The organism is Ruegeria sp. YKSD179 (assembly GCF_059612885.1).
Window position 1 is genome coordinate 57,392 of record NZ_JBXWRL010000011.1, and the last position, 20,332, is coordinate 77,723.

The window sequence follows — 20,332 nt, forward strand, 5'->3', positions numbered from 1 at the left end:
TGATTCTCGTTACAGCGGCAGTTTTTCTCCACCAACAACGCGATAGATCTCCCTTGAGATCACTCCCACCTCACTCAAAGCCTTGCGAAAATTCTGCATATGCTGCGTGGCAAAATGTTCGTCCAGCGCTGCTTGGTCCTGCCATTCCTCGTATACACGAAAGCGATTGTCCTGTCCTAAAATCTGGCTGAACTCATAGAGGATACAACCGGGTTCTTTAACGGTTTCGCTAACCATTTCCTGTGCAGCTGCTTTCGCAGTTTCGATGCCGCCGGGGTCAACTTCAACTACTCCAGTTACGATCAACATTGTCTGTCCTCGTTTAGTTTGAAACTTTTGGATATCCGATCTATGGGTTTGCCATCGCGCAACGGAACGCCTCGCTCTACCGCAAAATCGCTGAAGCCCATTTTGTCATAATAGCTTAAACCGATTACTTTATCGGCCCGAATTGCGGCATTGATTGATCGGTATCCCAACTCAATCGCGACGCCTTTGGTTTTCTCAAGAAGAATTCGGCCAGCACCTTTCAAAACGGGCTCCCGCCGTGTGAATATCTCGATATCAACGCAGCAATCGGGAAGTTGATCATGAACGCCTAGCCATTGAAAACCAGCAACGGTCCCACGTTCATCCAGCGCTACTTGGCAAGAAATGGTATCTGCTCTGTACAAAAACCTTTTTAAAAACAATATGTTTGAGAAAGGAACTTCATGTGCAGTTGTTCCTCCTGCGACGATTATTCTATTCAAGACGCCGCAAGCATCTGCCACATCTTCAGTAATCATCGGACGGATCGCTATCATTACAAGCTGAGCTTGTCGCGCATAAATGCCAGCGCCACGCTTAGGCCATCAGGGGCAATACCGTGCCCGGTACCCTTCATCACATGAGCGTAAACTTCTTTGAATCCTGCGCTTTGCAATGCTTCGGCAGCTTCCGGAAGGGATTGAGGCGGCACCACGTCGTCAATATCTCCATGTACCAACAAGACTGGCATGCGGCTAGCGACTTCGTCGGTCAGCATGTCAGGTTCCAATAAGCGGCCAGAGAAAGCCACTATACCGGCCACAGGATCTTCTCGCCGAGGCGCGGCATGCAAGCTTAGCATTGTCCCTTGCGAAAACCCGAACAGGACAACTTGTTCTGGAAGCACATCCTCGTCCACCATCAACGCATCAAGAAATGCATTGAAGTCATCAACGGCCATATCCATGCCGCGTCGCGCTTCTTCTTCTGATGACCCATCAATCCATGGGATCGGAAACCATTGATACCCGTTGGGCATACCAGGGATTTGTTCTGGCGCGTCAGGGGCCACGAACATGGTTTCAGGTAGATGCTCTCCCAGAACATCGGCCAAACCCAGCAGATCGGCCCCATTCGCGCCATATCCATGCACGAACACCACGACCGATCGAGTGTCGCCCGAAACGGGCTCTTTTCTGAGCGCGTTCAATACCCTGGTCATCTGATCCCTTCCCTGCTCTTGGCTACTCGGTAATAGGCCCACAGAACCCTCGCCGCAACCGACCGCCACGGAGACCACGCTTCGGCCATTTTACGTAGCTCTTTATCCTTTGGTCTTTCCGGTAGGTCATAAAGGATGCGGGCGGCTTCTTGCAAAGCCAGATCTCCCGGAGCAATAACGTCCGCACGACCTAAGGAGAACATGGCATATATTTCGGCGGTCCAAACACCTATGCCTGACACTTGGGTAAGTATATCGACAACCTCGTCATCCGACGCATTTCTCAAAGCCTTAAAATCTATATTGGCTTCCGCCAAAGCCTTAGCATATCGAATCTTTTGTCGGCTCAACCCTGCTGCTCGCAAGTCTTCGTCCGTGGCCCACATAATCTTGCGCGGCCCAGTTAACTTGGCGTCCTGCAACCTTTTCCAGATCGCATTTGCAGAGGCCACGCTGACCTGTTGGCTTACGATCGCGCTAAGCAATTCTGCGAACCCATCAGGACGACGACGAAGCGGCAATGGCCCTGTTTGCCGCATGGCGTAGGCCATGCGGGGACAGGCTGCAGCCAGCCAATCGGCTCCCTCAGCGACACAATCCGGCGTCTCGATTATTCGCCCGACAGACATGCTTCAATTCTCCAATAATTGCGACGCACGTTAGGGCACCGTGTCGCAGATGCAAGCGGCTTGTGCCTGCCAGATTTCGCAGATACGCATTGGCACATGAGCATGACTACCACCTCTCCCCCTAACGATGATCAAGCCAAACGCAACGTAACGGTTTTGGTGGCTGCACAGGCCGTTCTTGGCGCCCAAATGCCAATGGTCTTTATTGTGGGTGGGTTGGCCGGGCAATCACTGGCCACCAATGCCTGTTTGGCCACATTGCCAATATCGCTCATTGTTCTCGGTTCGATGCTCGCAGCTACTCCTATCTCGGCAATAATGCAAAGATGGGGACGCCGGGCGGGATTCCTGATTGGGGCAACTGCTGGCGCTTGCGGAGGTGGGATCGGCGCATACGGCCTTTATCTGGGCTCGTTTCCAGTTTTCTTGTTGGGAAGCCTGTTCACCGGAATTTATATGAGCGCACACGGATTTTATCGCTTCGCCGCGGCCGATACCGCTTCGGACGCCTTTAGACCCAAGGCAATTTCTTATGTCATGGCTGGTGGTCTTTTGGCGGCGTTGGTAGGCCCTCAAATTGTAAAGTTGACTTCTGAATCATACGTCATCCCTCTTCTGGGAACATATGTTGCCGTGATTGCTATAAATGCATTTGGCGCAGTTCTGTTCTTCTTTCTCGACATTCCGACACCAGACCAACCAGCACCAAATGCGCCGAGGGGGCGCAGCAGAATAGAACTTTTGAAAACACCGCGCATCGCGGTGGCGGTGATCTGCGCAATGGTCTCTTACGCATTGATGAACCTTGTAATGACATCGACTCCTTTGGCTGTTGTTGGCTGCGGATATACTGCTGGTAATGCCGCCGATATCGTCTCTTCTCACGTATTGGCCATGTATATTCCCAGTTTCTTTACCGGCCACCTGATCGCGCGCTTCGGTGTAGAGAAAGTTATGGCTTTAGGCCTTGCCATTCTAGCTGGCGCAGGTGCGGTAGCACTTCAGGGCGTCGAGTTGGGCAATTTCTTTGCTGCGCTCATCCTATTGGGCGTTGGATGGAACTTCGGGTTCATTGGAGCCACCAGCATGCTTGCTGAATCCCACTCGGAGCATGAGCGCGGCCGGATGCAGGGGTTAAACGACCTGCTGGTTTTTGGGGGCGTCACGTTCGCTTCACTGGCGTCGGGCGGGTTGATGAACTGTTCAGGCGGATCGCCTATCGAGGGTTGGACGGCCGTAAATCTGGCTATGATTCCGTTGCTAACCCTTGCCGGAGCAGCATTGCTCTGGCTCGTACTCAAGCCTTCAAGTGCGAGGACGGCCTGATCGACTCTACCATCGGCCTGTTAATGTAAGTCTTATCAAGGACAACCTTCGTCGTGCCTCACTTTGCGACAAGCCGCCATCGGCAACCACTTGCGGTTTGGTAAAGGCCCGACGGAGCACCCAGTCGGCTTGCCAACCTGCATTCAAAGCTGGCCGAGCAGAGTCAGATATCGCAGTTCGTGCCGCCCTAGCCTTTCTTAGTTTTTCTAACCCCTTTTTTGCCAAAGCCCTGACTCCGTCAGTGGTTCCGTCCAACAACGGAATTCGCCCACGCGCCTCAAGTTCAGGGATAGCACGAAGCCAGTTAGCAACCCCAACGGCATAACCATAGTCTCGCAAAACTTTTTCGTCTGCAGGGCCCAACGTTTGGGCGGAAACGACCATCAATGTTCCCGCGCTGTGATCGATGTACGCGTCAAAATGCGCATCATCCTCAAACGGATCCCGATATATATCCCAACGTCTTACAGCGACATACTCGTCCAGTTTTTCCGCGAGGTGTGGTGAAAGGACTCGTGACAAAGGTGTAACCACCTCATGCCTTCGTACGCTTGGACCTTCGGCTATCTCGCGCAACGCATCCCGCCACCATTGCAGACGCATTTCTGCTATCATCGCCTCTTGCGTCAACCACGGAGCGCGGGCGACTTCCACGTTCAAAGCATAAATTGGAAATAGCACGGAGCGCGCTGCTACAGGGGCGGCCATTGCTGCCATGAAACGGTCGGGATCGGCGCGATGTACCAGAGCGGCACAAGCCTTGGTGTCATTGTCAAATTGCACAGCTACTCCGCAGCCGCCGTTCGCGACTCGCAATCGCGCACCAACTTCCACTGAATCGCTTCCAGCAACGCCTCAAACGAAGCGTCGACTATGTTCGCGCTGACACCCACGGTCGACCAACGACGCCCCTGCCCATCTTCGCTGTCGATGATTACACGTGTCACGGCCTCGGTTCCGCCCTGCGTGATACGAACCTTGAAATCAACCAGATGCATGTCATCCAAGATCCGCGAATACTGCCCCAAATCTTTAGCGAGCGCCTTGGCTAGAGCGTTCACAGGTCCTCGATCGCTGCCACTGTCATCCAATGACTCACTGACGGAAAGCTTTTTCTCGCCATCCACTTTCACGACGACAACTGCCTCGGACAGGCTGACCATTTTGTTATACTTATTCTTGCGACGCTCTACCGTGACCTTATAGCGCTTAACTTCAAAAAACTGTGGTAATTGCCCCAACTCTTCCCGCGCCAGCAACTCAAAACTGGCTTGCGCGGTATCATAGGAATACCCCTCTGCCTCCCTGACCTTAATACGTTCCAAAATACGTCCCAGCGCAGGGTCGCCAGATTCCACCGACAATCCCGCTTCGGTAAGGCGTTTTCGTAAATTTGACTGCCCGGCTTGGTTAGACATTGGAATGATTCGCGCATTTCCAACGCTCGCAGGATCGACATGCTCGTAAGTAGCAGGATCTTTGAGGATCGCACTGGCGTGAAGGCCTGCTTTGTGCGCAAAAGCCGAAGCACCGACATATGCCGTCTGTTTGCTTGGAACCCGGTTCAAAATATCGTCCAGCATTCGACTGATCCTGGTTAGACCAGCAAGTGCACCTAAGCTCACCCCGATCTCATAAGTCGAGGAATATGGCTCCTTTAACAACAAAGTCGGGATCAGCGAGGTCAGGTTAGCGTTGCCACAGCGTTCGCCTAACCCATTCAGTGTTCCCTGAATCTGCCTTGCCCCTGCATCGACAGCAGCCAGAGAGCAAGCAACCGCGTTTTCCGTGTCGTTATGGGTATGGATTCCTAACTTTTCTCCTGGGATTCCGGATGCAATTACTTCAGATACGATCCGGCCCACCTCAGATGGCAAAGCGCCACCGTTGGTGTCACAAAGCACGATCCAACGCGCACCTGCCTCCAACGCGGCGTGACAGACTTGCAACGCGTATTCTGGGTTGTCTTTGTAACCGTCAAAAAAATGCTCGGCATCAAAGAGCGCTTCACGATCTTGTGCCACGACATGCGCAATTGAGGCCCGAACATTTTCCAAGTTCTCTTCCAGCGACAGTCCAAGCGCATCTGTCACATGATAATCGTGCGACTTTCCGACCAGACAAACAGCTTGCGTGCCAGCATTCATTACTGCTGCCAGCACATCATCATTCTCGGCTGAACGACCCGAACGTTTGGTCATCCCAAACGCAGTAAGTCGCGCCGCGGTCTTAGGTGCAGCATCAAAAAAGGCGCTGTCAGTCGGGTTTGCCCCTGGCCAACCGCCTTCGATATAGTCGATACCCAATGAATCCAGTGCAGAGGCGATCTGTGTCTTTTCCGAAGTGGAGAACTGTACGCCTTGGGTCTGTTGACCGTCGCGCAGCGTCGTATCGTAGAGGTAAAGGCGGGTTTTGCCGTTATCTTTTTCAGACATCAGACCTCCTCCAGCTTGGTCGCGTCAAACCCGGGACCCGGTACCAATTCGACGCTATCCTTGCTCATCCTAACTTCCAATCCCGCTGCGATGAAAAGCGCCTTTAACCTGTCCACTTCGGAGAAATCCTTGCTGGCCATCGCTGCTGTCCGCGCAGTGACGAGTTTTTCTTTGTAAGAAGTAAAATCGGTTTCATCAGCCTTAGCCCATGCACCCAAATCCATCGTCAATAAACCCAGAAGTTGCCCACTCGCCAAAAGCTTGGCCGCTTCCCCGTCCGCAGCCAAACGGTGAAGTTCCGCAATGGCACCCGCTGTATTCAGGTCATCAGCCAGCGCATCGATTACGGCAGGAGCAACGCTGGAAGCGGGTTCAATACCTGCGGTCAGCGCCCGCCATTTTCGCAGTGTCGACTCGGCCTCACGCGCCTTTTTCTCGGTCCAGTCCATTGGTTTGCGATAATGCGTCTGTAGGAAAACGAAACGGATCACCTCGCCAGGAATGCCCTGATCCAGCAGATCGTGAACGGTGAAAAAATTGCCAAGTGATTTTGACATCTTCTTACCTTCGACCTGCAACATTTCATTGTGCAACCAGATCCGAGCGAACTCTCCTTCGGGGTGCGCACAGCAGCTCTGCGCGATCTCGTTCTCGTGATGTGGGAACATCAAGTCGTTACCGCCACCGTGGATATCAAAACTCTCTCCAAGCAACTCGTAAGCCATGGCCGAGCATTCTATGTGCCAACCCGGACGGCCCCGACCCCAAGGGCTATTCCAACCCGGTAGTTCGTCCGTCGAGGGTTTCCAAAGCACAAAATCCATTGGGTTCTTTTTATAAGGCGCAACTTCAACCCGCGCCCCGGCGATCATATCATCAACGGATCGACCCGACAGTTTGCCGTAATTTTTCTTCCAGCTGTCCACGGCGAACAGAACATGCCCCTCAGCCGCATAAGCATGGCCTTTGGAAATCAGGTCCTGGATCATCTCGATCATCTGATCGATATATTCGGTCGCACGAGGCATCTCGTTGGGTTCTAACGCACCCAAGGCACCCATATCGTTCAAATACCAGCCGATTGTTTCGTCTGAACGTTCTTGAACCAGTTGCTCTAACGATCCCTTGGCGCCAGCTTTTTGCCGGGACAGCGCAGCCGCGTTTATCTTGTCATCCACATCGGTGAAGTTTCGAACGTAAGTTACTTTATGTGCTCCGTAAACATGGCGCAGCAGTCGGTAAAGGACGTCAAAAACCACCACTGGACGTGCATTACCCAGATGCGCCCGGTCATAAACCGTCGGACCGCAGACATACATCCGCACGTTATCAGGGTCGATCGGCGCAAATTCTTCCTTTGCCCGCGTCCTTGTGTTGTGCAGTTTAATCGTGGTCATCGGGTCGTGCTCCTAAAACAGCGTACGTGCATCACGCTGGCGCGGGCTTAGCAACTTGTCTCTGAAATGAAAACGAAAGAAACCGACCCGCTTGATACTTCAGCGGGTAATGCAGCAGGTAATGATGCATTTCATCGGGTTCATGTCCCACGGCATACCACGGCAACTTCCCCGAGCCAAGGCTTGAGTTCCGCAACGTAAGTCGGCAACTTGGCAGCAATGAGCCGCGAAACCGTAAATGCCATTTGTGCCGAACTGCCCGGCGCCGAATTGTCCGATCCGTGGGGCGGCGGACACGATGCGTGGAAAGTTGGCGACAAGATGTTTGCCTGTATTGGCACCGTGGGCGATGGGGTTTCCGTCAAGACCCCAGATATTGAGACCGCACAGATGCTCATTGATGCCGGTATAGCCACTAAAGCCCCGTATTTTCACCGCAGCTGGATTCGCCTGTCGTGGGACACGGACGCCGAAGAGATGCGCCATCGGCTGACGGTTTCGTATGATCTGGTCCGGGCGTCGCTGACGAAAAAGCTTCAAGCGACGTTGTCGCCGCGCAGCTGATTGACAAATCCTCGCCTCTCTGACCCATTCTGCGTCAGAAGACAAACGGAGGCACGTCATGAAGCTGTCGCATCGTATTACCAACCTGACCGAAGGCGGCTCTGACGGATGGGATGTGTTTTATCGTGCTCGCCGGATGATTTCCGAAGGTCAGGCCATCACAGAATTGACTATTGGCGAGCATGACATCGGTACAGACCCCGTGATTCTCGACGCGATGGACGCATCTGCGCGTGGTGGTCACACCGGGTACGCAATGGTGCCAGGTACGGATTTGCTGCGTGATACAGTTGCGGCACGCGTCCAGATACGAACGGGCGTAAAAACAACCCGGGATAACGTACTCATTACACCAGGTGGACAGGCGGCATTATTCGCAGCTCATATAGCGGTGTGTAACCCAGGCGATACCGGCCTGTTTCTTGACCCCTACTATGCCACTTATCCCGGGACAATCCGCGCTGCGGGAGCGATAGCCAGACCAGTGCAAACTCATGCGATGGACGCCTTTCAACCACGAGAAAGCGAAATCGAAAGGTTTGCAGGGGGCGCCGTCTCGTTACTGATCAACACGCCCAACAACCCCACAGGGGTCGTTTATTCACAGGACACGCTCAACGCAGTTGCTAACGTTTGCAAAAACCGTGATTTGTGGCTTGTTTCAGACGAAGTCTATGACACCCAAGTCTGGGAAGGTAATCACCTTTCGCCACGGGCATTGCCTGGCATGGCTGAACGCACGCTAGTCGTCGGATCGATGTCAAAATCTCACGCAATGACTGGTTCACGATGTGGTTGGATCATAGGCCCGGAGGAAGTCGTAGAGCACCTTATCAATCTGGCGACTAACACAACATATGGCGTACCCGGATTTATTCAGGACGCAGCCAGTTTCGCTCTGAACTCTGGTCACAAGCTTGAAGAAAAGATCGCTGAGCCTTTTCGGCGTCGTCGGTCACTGGCTATGCAAGTGCTTGGCGGTCAGCAAATCGTCGGCTTAATCCCGGCGCAGGGGGCTATGTATCTTATGTTAGATATCCAAGCAACTGGATTGACCGGTGATTCCTTTGCCAACGCTTTGCTGGATAGCCATAAAATTGCTGTTATGCCCGGCGAAAGCTTTGGCATGGCGGCAGCCGGCCACATTCGCGTTGCCATGACGATTGCCGATGAAAAACTTGTCAGTGCGTTGCAAACAATATGTGATTTCGCCGCTCAATTGGCCGAAAACAGGGGTGCGGCTTGACGGTCAGAACCGAAATGTCGTGCGCAAATTAAACACATTGGTATCGACACTTCCGCTAGGCCGGGAATCGAGATCGAAGTCTTGTCGCAGTGCTTCTCCGCTGATGACGAACCGATCGTTGACCGGGTAAGCAACGCCGATACCGTAAACAGCGGCAGTGTCACTGTCACCCGAAGTATCTGCTCGGGCCGTCCCGACCACGACGTAGCCTAGCGCGGAACCAAAGTCATAACCTCCGCGCAATTTTAGGCGAGAAACGCCATCCAAGCTGCCTTCGCCTTCACCGAGATCTAAATTTAAGCGATTGTATTCTAACTCACCGCCTAACACGAAACTGCCAAAGTCGTAATCGTACCCGATAAACGGACCAAATGCAGAATCACTGCCCCCAACGCCTCCGGGTCCATCTGCATCCGCATAGCCAAAACTGAACCCAACGAACGGCCCCGTCCAATCTTCGGCCAGAGCGGGTGAAACACCCGTCAACATCAACGCGGTCAGTGTAGCCTTCAATGCCTTCACGCAGACCTCCGAACATCCTGTGCCGGGCCGGGCGCTTAGACAAACATTGGCCGGGGCGCCCAAAAAATCGCAAATATTATGGCCTTTGAACTAATAACTATTCCTATCGTAACAGATTTCTAACTTTGCAGGTAAAAACTTTGAGCACGACATGCTGACTGTGTGGTGCGGACCACATTCACTCGCTCGCCAACTGAAGATTCTGGAATAAAGGTCGTAAACAGAACAGATTTTGTCAAAATGAATTTAAATAGTTGATGCACCTTGTTGAGGAAGCGGATGCAAAACGATACGTCGAAAATTCACCTGATCAGTCGCACCATCGGTGCTGATCGGGGACGCGCTGCGCGGGGACGGCCTCGGCACGTTATAACCTGTTGATCATTTTTACCTGACCCAATTATCGGAACACCGAAATGAACGACCAGCCCCGCACAACCTCTCGCAGCGGTGGTCGCGCCGCACGACGCGCAGCTCGCGCCTCTGCATTGCCCGATCATCTGCGGCCAGTTCGCCCCGGCATGGAAGGTGGCACATACAAACCCCTTAGTTCGAAGGATCTTGAGCGTATCCACAAAGCCGCCCTTCAGGCCCTGGAAACGATCGGATTGGCAGATGCCCCGGCAAGCGGGATCGAATACCTCGTCAATGCTGGTTGTACACTGGGCGAAGATGGCCGCGTACGCTTTCCACCCTCGGTCGTCGAAGATGTCCTTGCAAAGGCAAACCGAGCTGTAACTCTGTACAGCCGGGACGGCAAAACAGACTTGGTTTTAAAAGGCAGCCGGGTTCACTACGGCACCGCAGGAGCGGCGGTGCACATGGTAGACGTGGAAGGACGGGAATACAGGGACTCCACCGTTCAGGATTTGCACGATGCCGCCCGTATTTGCGAACAGCTGGACAATATCCATTTCGTTCAACGCCCGATGGTCTGCCGAGACATTACTGACAACTTGGAAATGGACCTAAACACAATTTATGCTTGTTGTTCAGGCACGTTCAAGCATGTCGGAACCTCGTTTACAGATCCCGGTTATGTCGCGCCGGCTGTCGAAATGCTTCACATGATCGCGGGCGGAGAAGAAAAGTGGCGGGAACGCCCATTTGTATCCAACACTAATTGCTTTGTCGTTCCGCCAATGAAATTCGCGACGGAAAGCTGCCAAGTGATGGAGGAGTGCGTAAAGGCAGGGATGCCGATTTTGCTTTTGTCCGCTGGCATGGCAGGCGCGACGGCGCCGTCTACTATCGCTGGCGCCATCGTTCAGGCCACCGCTGAATGCCTGGCCGGATTGGTTTACGCAAATGCGATAAGTCCCGGAGCTCCTGCGGTTTTTGGGACTTGGCCATTTGGTTTGGATTTGCGCACAGGTGCCATGTCCGTAGGGTCCGGAGAACAAGCGCTGCTGAGCGCCGGTTGTGCCCAAATGCATAAATTCTATGACCTGCCCGGTGGTGCCGCTGCTGGTGCCTCGGATTCGAAACTTCCTGATATGCAGGCTGGTTGGGAGCAGATGTGTTCAAACGTGATGACCGGACTGGCTGGTTTGAACATGGTTTACGAGGCTGCTGGTATGCATTCTTCGTTGCTAGGATTCTGCCACGAGTCACTGATACTGAGTGATGACCTAATCGGCCAAGCACAGCGCTGTGTACGTGGGATAGAAGTTTCCGACGACACGCTTGCGCTGGATCAGATAGCTCAAGTCTGTCTGGAAGGTCCTGGCCATTACCTGGGCACGGACGAAACTTTGGGCCGGATGCAATTGGATTATGTTTATCCAAGTTTTGGTGACCGCACGTCTCCAAAAGAATGGGCGGAACTGGGAAAACCTGATCTTGTCGAGAAGGCCATAGCCCGCAAAAACGAAATCTTGTCAACGCCGTCGCCAGCACGATTTGATCCGGCGCTGGATTCTGATCTGCGCGACAAGTTTAACATTCACTTACCTGTATGACCCGTTGATCACAGGCGGCCTATTTTCGATTAGGCCGCCTGCTGGTTTCAGCCGTTGCTTGGCGGAAGAAGACCTGCCCCTTGCGCAACTGAGATTTCATCAGCATCCAGCGTTCCGTCACCGTTTGCGTCCATCGCTGCAAAGCTATCGGTATCAATCTCGGGCATAACGATTTGCACTTCTTCGAGTGTTAGAACGCCATCTCCGTTCGTGTCGACGCTTGACTGAGCGAAAGACCACGCTGGTAACAACAGAGCAATCGCTGAAATGAAAGCCAGATTATGCGGTTTCATGATATTGCCTCCTATATGAAGTCCAATTTGACGTCGTCCGGACAAACACAGGAATTTTGATTTACACCAATCAGTCACCCCACCGATACCAAAGAGCGGATTTCGCGCTATTCTCCGCCTGTTTGAATGAGTCGGGTTTGCAATCAACCGTTGGACGAAATTGCCAGTAGGTCTTTCGGCGTTTCCTGCCCTACGCCATTTTCAAAACCCGGCGAAGTGTTGCCAGAATATTCGAATCGATTTGGGAAACAGAAAAAAGGGGGCCGAGGGCCCCCAAAAAGTTTCGCGTTCCAGGCTCATCTCGTTGACCGCCCGGTATTTTTTGCCTGCGGCCTGGACAGCGTATGGGGCGAGCGCACCCGCCCCTGAAAGAGTGGGAAGGAGCAAAAATTCCGCCCCACCCTGTTCCCGGCCAACACGGGCATGCCGACCGAGTGGACAAAGGCGATGACGGTAAGTCTTGGCGCCTTTGTCCGTGTTCGTCGGGACCGGATATCCGGGGGGAAAATCACGGTCCCTACACCCCATTGCCGGGGCGCTATTCTCAGCTACACCCGCTGGTTGCTCCGCAGGTGTTACATTTCATGCATGTGCCGTTGCGAACCAAAGTGTAGTTTCCGCACTCACCGCATGGGTCGCCTTCATAACCTTGCATCTTGGCTTTGGTCCGCGCATCCATATTGCTTGCTACGGTGGTTTCAGTCGTGGCTTCGAATTGCACAGCTGTTTCTGTTATGCCTTCAACACCAGCCTGTCCGCCGTTCAAAACCATTAAGTCCTGCGGCAACCGCTTACGCAGATAACCGGTTGAGCTGATTTGCTTTAGAACTTCCAAGGACTTAGACGCAGCGCTGTCACTGATCTCAGAGATATTCGAAACGCCTTCTTCTTCACCCTTACCGATATCGTCAAAAGTTGCGCCTTCAGGCTTCACATGCGCCAAATCGGTGCGATCCAAATACGACACAGCCAATTCACGGAATATGTAATCCAAGATCGAGGTCGCGTTCTTAATTGAGTCATTACCCTGAACCATTCCAGCCGGTTCGAATTTGGTAAATGTGAAAGCGTCAACGAATTCCTCAAGCGGGACGCCATATTGCAATCCGACCGAAACCGCGATGGCAAAGTTGTTCATCATTGCACGAAAGCCAGCGCCTTCCTTGTGCATGTCGATGAAGATCTCGCCTAGTTTGCCATCTTCGAACTCACCCGTTCTCAGGTAAACCTTGTGGCCACCAACAATAGCCTTTTGCGTATATCCTTTACGGCGATGAGGAAGCTTTTCCCGGTGGCTGCGGATCATTTCCTTGACGACAACCTTCTCGATCACCTTCTCGGCTAAAACGACAGCTTTTTCCTGCGTCGATCCGCTCTCCAGCACTTCAGCCGCCTCATCGTCATCCTCGACTAGCGCTGCCGCCAACGGTTGAGAGAGTTTCGAACCGTCGCGATACAAAGCATTGGCCTTTACGCCCAGAGACCAGCTGAGTTCATAAGCTTTCTGGCAATCCTCGATGGTCGCATCATTCGGCATGTTAATCGTCTTCGAGATCGCGCCCGAGATGAAGCTCTGTGCTGCCGCCATCATGGTGATGTGGCTATCAACCCCAAGGAAACGCTTGCCTTTCTTGCCGCACGGGTTGGCACAATCGAAGATCGCGTAATGTTCCTCTTTCAGATGCGGGGCGCCTTCCAGAGTCATAGTTCCACAGACATGGTCGTTGGCAGCGTCGATATCAGCTTTGGAAAAGCCCAGATGCCGAAGCAAATCAAACGTCGGGTCGTTCAGCTTAGTGGCCGGGATGCCCAAAACACCGGTGCAGAAATCCTCGCCCAGCGTCCACTGGTTAAAGACAAACCTAATGTCAAAGGCGCTTTCCAGTGCGGCATCCACTTTACCCAGTTCATTCGGTCCAAAACCGTGACCCGTTAGCGAGGTATGGTTAATCCCAGGAGCATTGCCAATGGTGCCATGGCCGACCGCGTAAGACACGATCTCTTCGATCTGGGACGAAGAGTAGCCCAGTTTTTCCAGCGCTGAGGGTACCGAGCGATTGATAATTTTGAAGTAACCACCGCCGGCCAGCTTTTTGAACTTCACCAAAGCAAAGTCAGGTTCGATACCCGTTGTGTCGCAATCCATGACCAGCCCGATAGTGCCCGTCGGCGCGATTACCGTTGCCTGCGCATTGCGATACCCATTCTTTTCACCCAAGCTAAGCGCTTCATCCCATGCCGACATAGCCAAATCGACCAGACGTTTGTCTGGGCAGTTTTGGTGATCCAGCGCAACCGGCTTCACCGCCAGATTCTCGTAACCCTCGGTCACGCCCTGTGCGGCTCGGCGGTGATTGCGGATGACGCGCAGCATGTGGTCTGCGTTCCGCTCATAACCTTTGAAAGGACCAAGTTCGCCTGCGATTTCGGCTGAGGTCGCATAAGCAACACCGGTCATGATTGCTGTCAAAGCGCCACAGATGGACCGCCCTTCGTCCGAGTCATAACTGTATCCCATGTTCATCAACAGACCACCGATATTGGCATAACCCAAACCCAAGGTTCTGAAATCGTATGAGAGTTTTGCTATTTCCTTCGATGGGAACTGCGCCATGGTCACGGAAATTTCCAAGGTCAGCGTCCAAAGCCGCGCTGCGTGCATGTAATCTGCTGATTGGAATTCTCCGTCCTTGAGGAAGGTCAGAAGGTTCATTGATGCAAGGTTACACGCCGTGTCATCCAAGAACATATATTCCGAACACGGGTTCGAACCGCGGATTTCGCCATCTTCGGGGCAAGTGTGCCATTCGTTAACAGTATCGTGGAACTGAATGCCCGGATCGGCGCATGCCCATGCAGCGTGACCGACTTTTTCCCAAAGGTCGCGAGCCTTTACTGTTTTGGCGACTTTGCCGTCAGTCCGATTGATCAGCTCCCAATCAGCGTCTTTCTCCACAGCGGTCAAAAACGCGTTGGTCACTCGGATCGAGTTGTTTGAGTTCTGGCCCGAAACCGAACTGTAAGCCTCCGAATCCCAGTCTGTGTCGTAGGTAGGAAATTCTATGCTGCCATGCCCCTGTTTGGCATAATCGAGAACGCGCTTTATGTATGTCTCTGGAATGGCGACCTTCTTTGCCGCGCGAACCGCGGACTTCAGGGAAATATTCTTCTTGGGATCATGGGCATCTTCTTGGGCGCCGTCCCAAGAGCGAATGGCCTCGAAAATACCGTTCAGCATCTTCTCGTGCATCTTTGATCCGGCAACGATCGAGGCCACCTTCTGCTCTTCAATCACCTTCCATTCGATAAATTGCTCGATGTCCGGGTGATCTGCGTCAACGATCACCATCTTTGCTGCTCGACGGGTCGTACCACCTGATTTTATAGCGCCTGCGGCGCGGTCGCCGATCTTGAGAAAACCCATGAGACCCGAAGATTTGCCACCACCCGACAGAGCCTCGCCATCTGCACGTAGGTGACTGAAGTTGGTACCGGTACCAGAGCCATATTTGAACAAGCGCGCTTCACGCACCCACAGGTCCATTATGCCCCCTTCGTTCACCAGGTCATCATCGACCGACTGGATGAAGCACGCATGGGGCTGTGGATGTTCGTATGCAGATTTTGATTTGGTCAGTTTACCAGTTTTGTAGTCAACATAGTGGTGCCCCTGCGCCGGTCCATCAATTCCATATGCCCAGTGAAGACCAGTGTTGAACCACTGCGGAGAATTTGGCGCGGCGCGCTGCGTTGCCAGCATGTAACGCATTTCGTCAAAGTAGGCGCGAGCGTCTTCTTCGTCTGTGAAGTAGCCGCCCTTCCAGCCCCAATAGGCCCAAGCACCCGCCAAACGATCAAATACCTGCTTGGATGACGTCTCTCCGTCGAATTCCGCATCTTCGGCTGGCACAGAGCGCCACAGAAACTCGGGAACGCCCTTTTCTTTTACTTTCTTCAAACGGTTTGGCACACCGGCCTTACGGAAATATTTCTGAGCGATGACATCACTGGCAACCTGGCTCCAGCTTGACGGAACTTCAATCTCATCTAAACGGAATACGATTGTCCCGTCCGGATTCCGAATCTCGGACGTTGCAGACACAAAATCCAGTTCTGCGTATGCGTCCTGACCAGGTTTGGTGAATTTTCTCTCAATCTTCATGTCCGCTGCCCCCGGGCAATTATTTTAAGTTTCCGGCACTTTTAATTAGTTTTGCGGAGTGCCGCCCGCTGCCGTCAGAATTTTGGGCACAAAAGACCAACCGCTGTTCATAACAGCGCAAAACCGCAAAAACGGTTGCACGTAGATAGATATGCATTAGTCCCTCGCCCGTCGCCTTTTTCCAGTCATTATCTACTAGATTTAGTGGCGCATGCTTCGGCCTATACAATCTGGCGTATCTTGCCATAGTTGGTCAACGGACTTTTTTGAGATTTTTGGAATCTTTTCTGTTGACCAACTCAGAGAGATCGGCGGGAACCTGCCGGCGCGCGATTCCTCCACAGGTCTTCCTAAGGCTGCCGGACAAGGACTTACCGAATTGGCAAATGGAATTCTCGTTTTTTGTGCCACGGTTACGAGCAAATGATCACCTAACGCACAATTAACGAACGTCACAGAGAATCATCGCGGCGCATCCAAAACACATGCAATAGTCAAAGGAACAGATAAAAAGTGCCTTGGGACCGATCTCAACATGCGTACATTGCGAACACTTCCCGCTCTGGCCCTGATCGTGTCCTGTACAACACAAGATAATCCAATTGGAACACGCAGTGCGCAGTTCACTGACTATCCAAAGCAAATGTTCAGCTCGTTCCAAACGCAGTGCGACGGTCCCGGAGAAGACTATTTGCGGATGGGAAAAGGCAGTTTTGAATGCCGTGAACAATTGCCGCCCGAGGCAACTGCATATCTGATTCTGTCCTTCGACGGTCACCCTCGGGATTTGCCAAGAATCGTTACACGATTAAGTTCGACCAAAAACCAGCTGGGATATCGCGTCGATGCGGATCTATTCTTTCTGGTTCCACAGAAAGATGGAACTACTCTTAGAGTTCCGGTTCAAACCGAGACATTAGATAAGGATTTTAGCCAACTATATGTGCGGTTCGGCGGAATGCCTATTTAGGCACATATAGTTGGAAAGTGGTCGGGGCGGCAGGATTCGAACCTACGACCCCCTGTACCCAAAACAGGTGCGCTACCAGACTGCGCCACGCCCCGGACCGTGCGCCTTCCTAACGATGCCATTCGGATTTGAAAAGCCCTAACAAGGCCAAATTGCAGGACCTTGCGAAAAAACTTCATGCCGCATCTGGGTTCCGGGGCGAATGGCATACCGCGCAGCAAGCCCGGCATTGATTTCCAGCACAGTGTAGACCGAATCACCACCTTCAATGGGCGTCAGGTCGCCAGGAATTGCGCCTTCGTGCACATGAGTGACGTTACCAGCGCGATCCGTAAAAATCATGTCTAACGGGATGAGCGTGTTTTTCATCCAAAAAGCAACCGGTTGCGGAGGATCGAATACAAACAACATCCCTGCCCGATTGGGCAGACTTTCTCGAAACATCAAACCTTGTGAACGCTCTTGAGGGGTTTTGGCCAATTCGACATCGAATCGCACTTGGGCCTGAGAATTCCGCAGTTCAACCTGGTCAGCGCGACATTCCGCTACGGCCATCGAACCGATAATCGAAAGAAGCATCGCGAAAGCCGGGAGGAATTTCTTCATTCCGGTGATCAGCCGTTCAGGGCTGCCTCCCAAGCCAAAACCTGAGCGGCCATACGCCCACGCTTGCCATCAATGACTCGCATTGCAAGAGCTTCACCCGGTTGCAAGTCCGCCAACCCCGACCGGCGCAAAACCTCAATATGAAGAAATACATCTTCATTACTGCCAAACACATTGGCAAACCCAAATCCTTTGCCCTTATCGAACCACTTGACGCGTGCCGCTTCTAGCGGGGTTTGCGCAATCAAATCCGGATCCAACTCGGCAAAATCAGCCAGCATTAAAGTTTCAGCCCGATCCGGCGGATCCACTGAAATAACTTCAACGGCCTGAACACCGCGGTCCGTACGGTGGGTCATGATTTCGATGCCTGCGCCATCCGCAACCGAGCTTTGCCCAAAATTACGCAGAACATTCACATGCAGCAGAATGTCGGGCCCACCTTCATTGGACACAACAAATCCGTAACCCTTGGCAGGGTCGAACCATTTGACGTGTCCACGAACGCGGTACATGCTGCTCATATCTTCTGGCACTGTGTTCCCATCACGAAATTTAGCAAATCGTCAGGGGTCTGTTGTTGATGCAAATGAATTGCAATTTCAAGTCGAAAAAAATCTATGATTTCGGGCTTTTGCATTTCGCTGCGCATGACTGTCATGGATTCAACCTCTGCACTTGCCACTCGGAACCGGGGGCAGTTCTGCGCCACTGAAAACGGTCGTGCAACCTGAAAGCGCCATCTGCCCAGAACTCTATCTCCACTGGAATCAGCCTGTACCCGCCCCAAAAGCTCGGGCGTGGCGGGTTGGGTCCGAATTTGGTAGTAACTTTGGCCACTTCCGCCATCAATGCGGCCCTGCTCGTCAGCGGCTCAGACTGTCGTGATGCCCACGCACCCAGACGGCTTTTGAGAGAACGTGAGGCGTAATATTCGTCTGCTTGTGGTCCGTCTTCGCGCGTGATTGTGCCACGTACCCGAATTTGACGCCGTAGTGATTTCCAATGCATCACGAATGCCGCCTTTCCAGACTCATCAAGCTCGCCTGCCTTAGTGCTATGGTAATTTGTATAGAAAACAAAGGCATCTTCCTCGATTTCTTTCAACAAAACCATTCGAACATTTGGTAAGCTACTTGAATCTACGGTTGCCAACGCAATCGCATTTGGGTCATTAGGTTCGGTCTTTTCAGCTTCCTCCAGCCACCGTCCCGCAATGCTAAACGGATCGGTGCCAGCGAAAATGCCACTTTGCTCGTTCATTTCCATCCCCTGGAAATAATTGTTCCCGACACTAAGGCGAGAACCCGCTACGAGCAAGAGTGCATGGCCTTGATGCAAGGCAATCAATGGCATAAACCAATCCAACACAACGCGAAGACAGGCGGAGAACCGAACATGTCAAATCAGTTGATGGCCGGAAAACGCGGCCTCATCATGGGACTGGCCAATGACAAATCAATCGCATGGGGAATAGCTCGGGCTCTGTCCGAAGCTGGAGCTGAGCTTGCCTTCTCGTATCAAGGTGATGCTTTAAAAAAACGGGTTGATCCATTGGCGGCACAGCTCGGAAGCGAAATCGTCCTACCCTGCGACGTCAGCGATGAAAGCTCGATCAACGACCTTTTCAATGCGCTTGAAAAAACCTGGGGCAAGTTGGACTTTGTTGTTCACGCGATTGGTTTTTCGGACAAGAACGAACTTCGCGGCCGCTACGTCGACACCAGCCGCGCAAATTTTAACCTGACAATGGATGTATCGGTCTATTCGTTCACAGCTGTAATGCAGCGAGCCGAAAAACTGATGGGTGAAGGCGGCAGCGCAATTACCTTGACCTATTACGGAGCTGAGCAGGTGATGCCGCATTACAACGTAATGGGTATCGCCAAGGCGGCTTTGGAGGCATCGGTCAAATACTTGGCCGAGGATTTGGGCAAGGACGGCATCCGCGTGAACTCGATTTCCGCCGGCCCAATCAAGACTCTGGCCGCCAGCGGAATCGGTGATTTCCGCTACATTATGAAGTGGAATGAGTACAATTCGCCCCTTCGCCGGAATGTAACAATCGATGATGTTGGAAAGTCTGCGTTGTATCTGCTGTCAGACCTCAGCAGCGGCGTAACTGGCGAGAACCTGCACGTGGATTCGGGGTATCATATAGTCGGCATGAAAGCCGTTGATGCTCCGGATGTTGAAAAGGGATAAAAATTAATGAGCGCAAAGGACCGCCTACCCCACGAAAAAGGCTTTCACATAAGCTGGGACCAACTGCATCGTGATTCTCGTGCGCTTGCTTGGCGGCTGGACGGACAGGGTCCAGATAACGGGGCATGGCGGGCCGTGGTCGCCATTACTCGCGGTGGAATGGCGCCAGCCATGATCGTCAGCCGCGAACTGGATATTCGCACAGTCGACACTATCAGCGTCAAATCTTATCATCACCAAACTCGTGGAGAGGCCGAAATTCTTAAGGCGCCTGATGCCAATTTGATGGGTGACGGCACCGGCGTTCTGATTATCGACGATCTGGTCGACAGCGGAAAAACTCTGGAATTGGTGCGTGAGATGTATCCAAACGCGCATTTTGCCACGGTTTACGCCAAACCCAAGGGTCGCCCAATGGTTGATACTTTCATTACCGAAGTCAGCCAGGATACATGGATCTTTTTGCCCTGGGATATGGCCCTGCAATATGTCGAACCCTATCGCGGAACGGATTAAGATTCGGTCAACGACGAAATCTTCGGACG

Annotated in this window: 20 protein-coding genes and 1 tRNA gene; 7 read left to right on the plus strand and 14 right to left on the minus strand. The window is 52.7% G+C overall.

The genetic code is table 11. The features are described 5' to 3' along the window. Positions 1-9: 9 nt before the first annotated feature. The 4 genes from AC2FNE_RS08525 to AC2FNE_RS08540 are packed head-to-tail and all read right to left on the minus strand — an operon-like array spanning position 10 to position 2,100. Entirely contained in the window at positions 10-309 is a 300-nt protein-coding gene (locus AC2FNE_RS08525) for a putative quinol monooxygenase (protein WP_170607855.1), read from the minus strand. Then, on the minus strand, positions 303-806 hold the full coding sequence (locus AC2FNE_RS08530) for a GNAT family N-acetyltransferase (protein WP_496805171.1): 504 nt from the start codon (positions 804-806) through the stop codon (positions 303-305). Before AC2FNE_RS08530 ends, AC2FNE_RS08525 begins: the two co-directional genes overlap by 7 nt. Continuing rightward, entirely contained in the window at positions 806-1,471 is a 666-nt protein-coding gene (locus AC2FNE_RS08535; RefSeq protein WP_170607852.1) for an alpha/beta hydrolase, read from the minus strand. Before AC2FNE_RS08535 ends, AC2FNE_RS08530 begins: the two co-directional genes overlap by 1 nt. Then, positions 1,468-2,100, minus strand: coding sequence for a DNA-3-methyladenine glycosylase family protein (locus AC2FNE_RS08540; protein WP_170477566.1), 633 nt, complete (start codon positions 2,098-2,100; stop codon positions 1,468-1,470). Before AC2FNE_RS08540 ends, AC2FNE_RS08535 begins: the two co-directional genes overlap by 4 nt. A 96-nt stretch (positions 2,101-2,196) precedes the next feature. Between AC2FNE_RS08540 and AC2FNE_RS08545 the strand changes: the two genes are divergently transcribed. Next, a complete protein-coding gene (locus AC2FNE_RS08545; RefSeq protein ID WP_496805172.1) occupies positions 2,197-3,426 on the plus strand; it encodes an MFS transporter in 1,230 nt (409 codons plus the stop codon). A 6-nt stretch (positions 3,427-3,432) separates the two neighbouring features. On the opposite strand, the gene AC2FNE_RS08550 is transcribed toward AC2FNE_RS08545, so the two are convergent. Genes AC2FNE_RS08550 through cysS form a run of 3 tightly spaced genes read right to left on the minus strand, consistent with a single transcriptional unit; the run spans position 3,433 to position 7,258 of the window. Continuing rightward, positions 3,433-4,209 carry a squalene/phytoene synthase family protein gene (locus AC2FNE_RS08550; protein ID WP_496805173.1) on the minus strand — a complete coding sequence of 259 codons (777 nt, stop codon included), beginning with the start codon at positions 4,207-4,209 and terminating at the stop codon, positions 3,433-3,435. Between the two features lie 2 nt (positions 4,210-4,211). Beyond that, positions 4,212-5,861: a citramalate synthase gene (cimA, locus tag AC2FNE_RS08555; RefSeq protein ID WP_170607846.1), complete on the minus strand. Its 1,650-nt coding sequence runs from the start codon at positions 5,859-5,861 to the stop codon at positions 4,212-4,214. Continuing rightward, entirely contained in the window at positions 5,861-7,258 is a 1,398-nt protein-coding gene (cysS, locus tag AC2FNE_RS08560; RefSeq protein ID WP_170607844.1) for a cysteine--tRNA ligase, read from the minus strand. Before cysS ends, cimA begins: the two co-directional genes overlap by 1 nt. Before the next feature lie 219 nt (positions 7,259-7,477). Between cysS and AC2FNE_RS08565 the strand changes: the two genes are divergently transcribed. Both AC2FNE_RS08565 and AC2FNE_RS08570 read left to right on the plus strand, forming a co-directional pair. After that, the gene (locus tag AC2FNE_RS08565; RefSeq protein ID WP_170477582.1) at positions 7,478-7,822 is read left to right on the plus strand and encodes an MmcQ/YjbR family DNA-binding protein; all 345 of its coding nucleotides are present in this window, start codon (positions 7,478-7,480) and stop codon (positions 7,820-7,822) included. A 58-nt stretch (positions 7,823-7,880) separates the two neighbouring features. Then, positions 7,881-9,068 carry a pyridoxal phosphate-dependent aminotransferase gene (locus AC2FNE_RS08570; protein ID WP_496805174.1) on the plus strand — a complete coding sequence of 396 codons (1,188 nt, stop codon included), beginning with the start codon at positions 7,881-7,883 and terminating at the stop codon, positions 9,066-9,068. A 3-nt stretch (positions 9,069-9,071) separates the two neighbouring features. Here the strand turns inward: AC2FNE_RS08570 and AC2FNE_RS08575 are convergent, their stop codons facing one another. Next, positions 9,072-9,590, minus strand: a complete 519-nt coding sequence (locus AC2FNE_RS08575; RefSeq protein ID WP_170607838.1) for an outer membrane protein — start codon at positions 9,588-9,590, stop codon at positions 9,072-9,074. Between the two features lie 416 nt (positions 9,591-10,006). Between AC2FNE_RS08575 and AC2FNE_RS08580 the strand changes: the two genes are divergently transcribed. Then, a complete protein-coding gene (locus AC2FNE_RS08580; protein ID WP_496805175.1) occupies positions 10,007-11,551 on the plus strand; it encodes a trimethylamine methyltransferase family protein in 1,545 nt (514 codons plus the stop codon). A gap of 47 nt (positions 11,552-11,598) precedes the next feature. Here AC2FNE_RS08580 and AC2FNE_RS08585 read toward each other — a convergent pair whose 3' ends face one another. Together AC2FNE_RS08585 and AC2FNE_RS08590 are read right to left on the minus strand one after the other, a co-directional pair. Continuing rightward, positions 11,599-11,844 (minus strand): EF-hand domain-containing protein, encoded by a 246-nt coding sequence (locus tag AC2FNE_RS08585; RefSeq protein WP_170477595.1) that lies wholly within the window; start codon positions 11,842-11,844, stop codon positions 11,599-11,601. Between the two features lie 544 nt (positions 11,845-12,388). Next, on the minus strand, positions 12,389-16,006 hold the full coding sequence (locus AC2FNE_RS08590; protein ID WP_496805176.1) for a vitamin B12-dependent ribonucleotide reductase: 3,618 nt from the start codon (positions 16,004-16,006) through the stop codon (positions 12,389-12,391). 535 nt (positions 16,007-16,541) lie between these two features. Between AC2FNE_RS08590 and AC2FNE_RS08595 the strand changes: the two genes are divergently transcribed. After that, the gene (locus AC2FNE_RS08595; protein ID WP_496805177.1) at positions 16,542-16,976 is read left to right on the plus strand and encodes a hypothetical protein; all 435 of its coding nucleotides are present in this window, start codon (positions 16,542-16,544) and stop codon (positions 16,974-16,976) included. A gap of 18 nt (positions 16,977-16,994) precedes the next feature. Here the strand turns inward: AC2FNE_RS08595 and AC2FNE_RS08600 are convergent. The 4 genes from AC2FNE_RS08600 to pdxH all read right to left on the minus strand — a co-directional run bounded on the left by AC2FNE_RS08600 (position 16,995) and on the right by pdxH (position 18,845). Then, positions 16,995-17,071 (minus strand) — tRNA-Pro (locus tag AC2FNE_RS08600). Between the two features lie 43 nt (positions 17,072-17,114). Then, positions 17,115-17,582 (minus strand): DUF192 domain-containing protein, encoded by a 468-nt coding sequence (locus tag AC2FNE_RS08605; protein ID WP_254442616.1) that lies wholly within the window; start codon positions 17,580-17,582, stop codon positions 17,115-17,117. Between the two features lie 8 nt (positions 17,583-17,590). Continuing rightward, positions 17,591-18,118: a cold-shock protein gene (locus AC2FNE_RS08610; RefSeq protein WP_170477604.1), complete on the minus strand. Its 528-nt coding sequence runs from the start codon at positions 18,116-18,118 to the stop codon at positions 17,591-17,593. Between the two features lie 121 nt (positions 18,119-18,239). Next, positions 18,240-18,845, minus strand: a complete 606-nt coding sequence (gene pdxH, locus AC2FNE_RS08615; RefSeq protein ID WP_170607834.1) for a pyridoxamine 5'-phosphate oxidase — start codon at positions 18,843-18,845, stop codon at positions 18,240-18,242. Between the two features lie 135 nt (positions 18,846-18,980). On the opposite strand from pdxH, the gene fabI reads away from it, so the two are divergent. Together fabI and gpt are read left to right on the plus strand one after the other, a co-directional pair. Beyond that, positions 18,981-19,787, plus strand: a complete 807-nt coding sequence (gene fabI / locus AC2FNE_RS08620) for an enoyl-ACP reductase FabI (protein WP_170477608.1) — start codon at positions 18,981-18,983, stop codon at positions 19,785-19,787. Positions 19,788-19,793: 6 nt separating this feature from the next. Continuing rightward, a complete protein-coding gene (gene gpt / locus AC2FNE_RS08625; protein WP_170477611.1) occupies positions 19,794-20,303 on the plus strand; it encodes a xanthine phosphoribosyltransferase in 510 nt (169 codons plus the stop codon). Positions 20,304-20,332 lie beyond the last annotated feature (29 nt).

What these genes read in the sequence shown, in the direction of transcription:
- AC2FNE_RS08525 (WP_170607855.1), bottom strand. Translation starts at nt 309, where the DNA reads ATGTTGATCGTAACTGGAGTAGTTGAAGTTGACCCCGGCGGCATCGAA.
- AC2FNE_RS08530 (WP_496805171.1), bottom strand. Translation starts at nt 806, where the DNA reads ATGATAGCGATCCGTCCGATGATTACTGAAGATGTGGCAGATGCTTGC.
- AC2FNE_RS08535 (WP_170607852.1), bottom strand. Translation starts at nt 1,471, where the DNA reads ATGACCAGGGTATTGAACGCGCTCAGAAAAGAGCCCGTTTCGGGCGAC.
- AC2FNE_RS08540 (WP_170477566.1), bottom strand. Translation starts at nt 2,100, where the DNA reads ATGTCTGTCGGGCGAATAATCGAGACGCCGGATTGTGTCGCTGAGGGA.
- AC2FNE_RS08545 (WP_496805172.1), top strand. Translation starts at nt 2,197, where the DNA reads ATGAGCATGACTACCACCTCTCCCCCTAACGATGATCAAGCCAAACGC.
- cimA (WP_170607846.1), bottom strand. Translation starts at nt 5,861, where the DNA reads ATGTCTGAAAAAGATAACGGCAAAACCCGCCTTTACCTCTACGATACG.
- cysS (WP_170607844.1), bottom strand. Translation starts at nt 7,258, where the DNA reads ATGACCACGATTAAACTGCACAACACAAGGACGCGGGCAAAGGAAGAA.
- AC2FNE_RS08565 (WP_170477582.1), top strand. Translation starts at nt 7,478, where the DNA reads ATGAGCCGCGAAACCGTAAATGCCATTTGTGCCGAACTGCCCGGCGCC.
- AC2FNE_RS08570 (WP_496805174.1), top strand. Translation starts at nt 7,881, where the DNA reads ATGAAGCTGTCGCATCGTATTACCAACCTGACCGAAGGCGGCTCTGAC.
- AC2FNE_RS08580 (WP_496805175.1), top strand. Translation starts at nt 10,007, where the DNA reads ATGAACGACCAGCCCCGCACAACCTCTCGCAGCGGTGGTCGCGCCGCA.
- AC2FNE_RS08585 (WP_170477595.1), bottom strand. Translation starts at nt 11,844, where the DNA reads ATGAAACCGCATAATCTGGCTTTCATTTCAGCGATTGCTCTGTTGTTA.
- AC2FNE_RS08590 (WP_496805176.1), bottom strand. Translation starts at nt 16,006, where the DNA reads ATGAAGATTGAGAGAAAATTCACCAAACCTGGTCAGGACGCATACGCA.
- AC2FNE_RS08595 (WP_496805177.1), top strand. Translation starts at nt 16,542, where the DNA reads ATGCGTACATTGCGAACACTTCCCGCTCTGGCCCTGATCGTGTCCTGT.
- AC2FNE_RS08605 (WP_254442616.1), bottom strand. Translation starts at nt 17,582, where the DNA reads ATGAAGAAATTCCTCCCGGCTTTCGCGATGCTTCTTTCGATTATCGGT.
- pdxH (WP_170607834.1), bottom strand. Translation starts at nt 18,845, where the DNA reads ATGAACGAGCAAAGTGGCATTTTCGCTGGCACCGATCCGTTTAGCATT.
- fabI (WP_170477608.1), top strand. Translation starts at nt 18,981, where the DNA reads ATGTCAAATCAGTTGATGGCCGGAAAACGCGGCCTCATCATGGGACTG.
- gpt (WP_170477611.1), top strand. Translation starts at nt 19,794, where the DNA reads ATGAGCGCAAAGGACCGCCTACCCCACGAAAAAGGCTTTCACATAAGC.